Annotated in this window: 5 protein-coding genes; all 5 read left to right on the forward strand. The window is 35.1% G+C overall.

Annotated features, from left to right (window positions below):
- Positions 1-32 precede the first annotated feature (32 nt).
- The gene (locus tag VJ881_02115) at positions 33-1,703 is read left to right on the forward strand and encodes an L-lactate permease (GenBank protein HKL74836.1); all 1,671 of its coding nucleotides are present in this window, start codon (positions 33-35) and stop codon (positions 1,701-1,703) included.
- Between the two features lie 114 nt (positions 1,704-1,817).
- Positions 1,818-2,651, forward strand: a complete 834-nt coding sequence (locus tag VJ881_02120) for an electron transfer flavoprotein subunit beta/FixA family protein (GenBank protein ID HKL74837.1) — start codon at positions 1,818-1,820, stop codon at positions 2,649-2,651.
- 12 nt (positions 2,652-2,663) lie between these two features.
- Positions 2,664-3,662, forward strand: coding sequence for an electron transfer flavoprotein subunit alpha/FixB family protein (locus VJ881_02125; protein ID HKL74838.1), 999 nt, complete (start codon positions 2,664-2,666; stop codon positions 3,660-3,662).
- The gene (locus VJ881_02130) at positions 3,662-5,086 is read left to right on the forward strand and encodes an FAD-linked oxidase C-terminal domain-containing protein (GenBank protein HKL74839.1); all 1,425 of its coding nucleotides are present in this window, start codon (positions 3,662-3,664) and stop codon (positions 5,084-5,086) included. Before VJ881_02125 ends, VJ881_02130 begins: the two co-directional genes overlap by 1 nt.
- Before the next feature lie 18 nt (positions 5,087-5,104).
- Positions 5,105-5,495 (forward strand): lactate racemase domain-containing protein (locus VJ881_02135; protein ID HKL74840.1); only part of this gene is annotated, 391 nt, incomplete at its 3' end.

Below are 5,495 nucleotides of genomic sequence, written 5' to 3' on the forward strand. Positions count from 1 at the left end.
AAAATGAGTTAAGAGAAGAGGAGGATAAATAAATGTTAGCATTAGTAGCTGCTTTACCTATTATTATAGTTGGAGTTTTGATGATCGGTTATATGTGGCCAGCAAGTAAGGCAATGCCTTTTGGCTGGGGTTCTGCATTAATTATTGCTGCAATTGGTTGGAATATGCCAGCAAATTGGTTAACAGCAGCAACAATTGGAGGAGTAATAAATGCTTTTGATATTTTATTAATAGTTTTTGGTGCTTTACTTATTTTACAACTTATGAAAAAAAGTGGAGGAGTACATGGGATTTCTCACTCTATGACATCAGTTTCTGTAGATAGAAGAGTACAGGTAATTATTATAGCCTGGCTTTTAGGTTCTTTCTTTGAAGGAGCAGCTGGCTTTGGTACTCCAGCAGCTGTTGGAGCCCCTTTGCTTGTTGGAATGGGTTTTCCACCCCTTATTGCTGCTACTTCAGCCTTGATAGCTGACAGTGCTGCTGTAAGTTTTGGAGCGGTTGGTGTTCCTATCTGGGGTGGATTTGCTGCTATAGAAAATTTAATAGAGTTTCCCCTTGAACATAATGGAGCTTTATTAACTTTTGCTCAATTTTTAGATAATATAGGTGCTTTTACTGGTTTGCTTCATCTGCTTGTTGGATCATTTATACCGCTGGTTATAGTGGCATTAATGACAAAAATAGTAGATGGTACTTATAAAAAAGGTTTAGAAGTCTGGCCTTTAGCACTTTTAGGTGGATTAGTTTTTACTGTGCCAGAATTCCTTATAGCATATTTTGTAGGTCCAGAACTTCCTGCTTTATTAGGTTCTTTAATTGGTTTACCTATTTTTCTTTTTATAGTTTCAAAGGGGATTTTAGTTCCAGAGGAAAAATGGGATTTTCCACCTCATGAAGAATGGGAAGATGACTGGGAAGGAAAAGTTAAAGCTGGTGAAGAAGATGTAGATGCTAATAAGGCTAAGATAACAACCTTTAAAGCCTGGTTACCATATGCACTTATTGGTATTATTTTACTCATTGGTCGTTTAGAAGTCTTTAATTTAACTCCTATTTTAAAGTCATGGTCAATAGGAATGACAAATATTTTAGGAACAGATATTGGAAAAATGATAACACCTTTTTATAATCCAGGGGTATTTCCATTTATCTTTGTAGCTATTTTAATTCCTTACATGCATGGTATGAAAAAAGGAGAAGCAAAAGAGGCCTGGAAGGAAACTTTTTCAATGATAAAACCTGCTGCTATAGCTTTATTTTTTGCCCTGTCAATGGTATATATTATGATGAATTCAGGAGGAGCGACAGGTCAGGATTCAATGTTAATAGTAATGGCTAAATTTGCTGCAAAAACAGTAGGAGGAATTTGGTATCTTGTAGCTCCACTTGTAGGTATACTTGGAGCATTTATTTCTGGTAGTAATACTACTTCTGATATTATGTTTGGACCTTTTCAATATGGAACAGCTGTTGCTTCTGGAATGCCGGTAACACCTACTCTAGCATTACAGGCATTAGGAGGAGCTGCTGGTAATATGATTTGTATTCATAATGTTGTTGCTGCTTTAACTACTGTTGGGTTAGTTGGTAAAGAAGGACTTGTAATTAGAAAGAACTTACCTATTGCATTACTTTATGGTATAATCGCAGGAATATTAGCCTGGATTACAGTAGCTTTCTTTACACCTATGATTTTTTAACAAAAATATCAATTTGAATGGAAATTGTTGAAGAAATGCTTTAGTGGTCTGGCCCTTTAATATGTTTAAGTTGTATTGGCTTATTAGAATGATTAATATAAGGAGGTAAAGAAATTGAATATAGTTATACCAATTAAACAGGTTCCAGAAACAAGTAATGTTAAGATGGACGAAGAAACAGGTACAATGAAACGTGAGGGTGTAGAAAGTATTATAAATCCCCTTGATCTTTATGCAATAGAGAGTGGAATTCAGTTAAAAGAAAAATATGGAGGTAAAATCACAGTTATTACAATGGGTCCTCCTTCAGCAGAAAAAGCCTTAAGAGAAGCAATAGCAATGGGGTGTGATGATGGTGTATTATTATCTGGAAGAGAATTTGCCGGTTCTGACACCTGGGCAACTTCTTATGCCATTTCTACTGCAATTGAAGAAATGGATTATGATTTGATATTAGCAGGTGAAAGAGCTACAGATGGTGATACTGGACAGGTCGGTCCAGGTATTGCATCATGGCTTGATCTTACACTTTCTACTTATACTTCAGAAATAGTTGATGTAAATTTAATTGAAGATGAAGAAGTGGACTATACTACTACTGAAACCAGTTCGATTGTAGTTGAAAGAATGGTAGAAGAAGGTTATGAAAAGCTGGAGTTACCACTGCCTGCTTTATTGACAGTTGTTAAGGAAATTTCATTTCCACGTTTACCTACTTTAAGAGGAAAACAGCGCTCAAGGAAGGTTGATATACCACAGTGGAATTTAGAAAATCTTGATATGGATGAAGATTATTTAGGACTACAGGGTTCTCCAACTCGAGTTGTTAATATTGATCATCCAAAAGTTACACGTGGTGGAACAGTTGTAGATGTAAGAGAGGATGGAAATATAGAAGAGGCAGTCTCTCAACTTATTGACTATTTAAAATCAGAAGAATTAGTATAGGAGGTTATATAAATGGAATATAATGGAGTATGGACACTTGGAGAAGCAAGAAATGGTGAAATAAAAGAAGTTTCCTTTGAATTATTAAGTAGAGGACGCAAACTTGCAGATAAATTAGATGAAGAATTAGTATCATTGGTAATTGGAGATAAAATTACTGAAGAAAAGGCAGAAGAGTTGATTAAAAGAGGTGCAGATAAAGTATTATTAATGAATTCTCCTGCTCTAAAAGATTTTATTGTAGAGAATTACAGTAATGTAATTGAAGATTTAATAGAAGAATATAAACCTGAAATAATTCTGGCAGCTGCTACTTCAATGGGAAGAACAGTAATGCCTTATATAGCTATAAAAACTGATGCTGGTTTAACAGCTGACTGTACTGACTTAGATATTGAAGAAGATACAGGTAATTTACTTCAGACAAGACCTGCAATCGGGGGTAATATCCTGGCTACTATTAAAACTCCTAATCATAGGCCACAGATGGCAACAGTAAGGCCTCATTCAACAAAACCTGCAGAAAAAGATGAGAATCGTACAGGTGAAATAGTCCATCTTAAATTTGACAGTTCTTTATTAGATGGAAGAGTGAAAAAAATTGGATTCCGTAAAAATGAAGAAGATGCAGTTAATATTCAGGATGCTGATGTTATAGCTGCAGGTGGAAAAGGACTTAAAAAAGGTGAAAACTTTGCTATGATTAGAGAACTTGCCGGTTATTTTGATGGAGCAGTTGGTGCTTCCCGTGATGCAGTAGATAGAGACTGGATTTCTTATCCCTATCAGGTAGGGTTAAGTGGTAAAACAGTTACACCAAAACTCTATTTTGCAGTTGGTATCTCAGGAGCTATTCAACATTTAGCTGGTATGAAAACTTCGGAAAATATTATTGCAATTAATGAAGATCCTGATGCTGATATATTCAAAGTATCAGACTTTGGAATCGTAGGGGACTTATTTGAAATTGTTCCTGAATTGAACAAGCAATTGGCTGAGGAGGTAAAATAATGAAATATAATCCGGTCACAGAAGATATTTTGGCTGAATTAAGAGAAATTGTCGGTGAAAAAAATGTTTTGACAGAAGAAGAAAAAATAGAAGCTTATTCTCATGATGAAACTCCAGCTGAAGAATATGGTCATATGCCAGAAGTAGTTTTAACACCTAATAGTGCAGAAGAGATTTCTAAAATCATGAAGCTGGCTAATAGAGAATTAATTCCGGTTACACCATCTGGAGCTAGAAGTGGTCTTTCTGGAGGAGCTATTCCTGACCATGGTGGAATTGTAATTTCTATAGAAAATATGGATGAAGTTGTAGAAATAGATTATGATAATTTGATGATGGTCTTAGAACCAGGGGTAATTACCAATAGTGTAAATGAAATGCTAGAAGACAGTGGCCTCTTTTTTGCAGGGTATCCAATGAGTGTAGAAACCTGTTATTTAGGTGGTAATATTGCCGAAAATGCTGGTGGAGGTAAAGCTGTAAAATATGGTGTTACCGGTCGTTATGTAATGGGACTTGAAATTGTTACTCCAACTGGAGAAATAGTTCAACTTGGAGGAAAAAGAGTTAAAGATGTAACTGGCTATGATCTAAAACAATTGATTGTTGGATCAGAGGGAACTTTAGGAATAGTAACTAAAGCAACTATCAAACTATTACCTAAACCTACTCAAAGAGTTGGATTATTAGCATTGTTTGAGGATGAAGAAACTGCTATATCTACTGTTCCAAAAATTATGACTGAAGGAAGAATTATTCCAACCAGTATTGAATTTATGGACAAACTTTCTGTTAAAACTTCCTGTGAATATCTAAATGAACATTTACCGTATCAGGAAGCAGGAGCGATGCTCTTAATAGAAGTTGATGGTAATAAAGAAGATGTTGTTAATGCAGATAGTGAAACTATCGGAGAGCTTTGTCTTGATAATGATGCAATTGAAGTTTATGTAGCAGATAATCATACAACCAGGGAAAGAATTTGGAGTGTACGTCGTAATATTGCAGAGGCTTTTAAGGTTGTTAGTCCTCATCAGAGTTTAGAGGATATTGTTGTTCCAACTGCTAATATACCAAAATTAATGCCTTATTTAGATGAAATATCAGAAAAATATGATATACAAATTCCCTGTTATGGTCATGCAGGTGATGGGAATTTACATGCTACTTTAGTTAAAAATCCCGATCATTCTATGGAAAAATGGGCAGAGATTGAAGAAGAAGCTTTAGTTGATTTATATGAAGCAACTAAAGAGCTGGGTGGTACTTTAAGTGGTGAACATGGTATTGGATCCAAGCGTAAAAAATATATGGATATGATGATGGATCCAACTGAACTCCAGCTTATGCGCGGTATCAAAAAGGCTTTTGATCCTAATAATATTATGAATCCAGGTAAAATCTTTGACATGGAAGATGAGTAATAAGAAAGGGGTAATAAAATGCCTGAATTACAATTTCCTTATGGAAGAGAAAAATTGAATTTAGAACTTCCAGCTGATAGATTAAATGGAACATTGTTTTCTAGTGCTCATGAATATGAGACCAATAAAAGTGAGAGTGAAATAGTAAAAGAGGCTATGGCCAATCCAATTGCCAGTTCAAAACTCAAAGAATTGGCTAAAGGAAAAGATAAGATAGTTATTATATCCAGTGATCATACCAGACCGGTGCCCAGCCATATTACTATGCCGATTTTAATTGATGAAATAGAGAGTGTAAATAGTGAAGCAGAAATTACAATTTTAGTTGCAACTGGCTTTCACAGAGCTTCAACAGAAGAAGAACTGCGAGATAAATATGGAGATAGAATAGTTGATGATATAAATATTG

The sequence above is a fragment of the Halanaerobiales bacterium genome (assembly GCA_035270125.1).
GTDB lineage: Bacteria > Bacillota > Halanaerobiia > Halanaerobiales > DATFIM01 > DATFIM01.

Coding starts and splice junctions, on each gene's coding strand:
- VJ881_02115 (HKL74836.1), top strand. CDS start 33: ATGTTAGCATTAGTAGCTGCTTTACCTATTATTATAGTTGGAGTTTTG.
- VJ881_02125 (HKL74838.1), top strand. CDS start 2,664: ATGGAATATAATGGAGTATGGACACTTGGAGAAGCAAGAAATGGTGAA.
- VJ881_02130 (HKL74839.1), top strand. CDS start 3,662: ATGAAATATAATCCGGTCACAGAAGATATTTTGGCTGAATTAAGAGAA.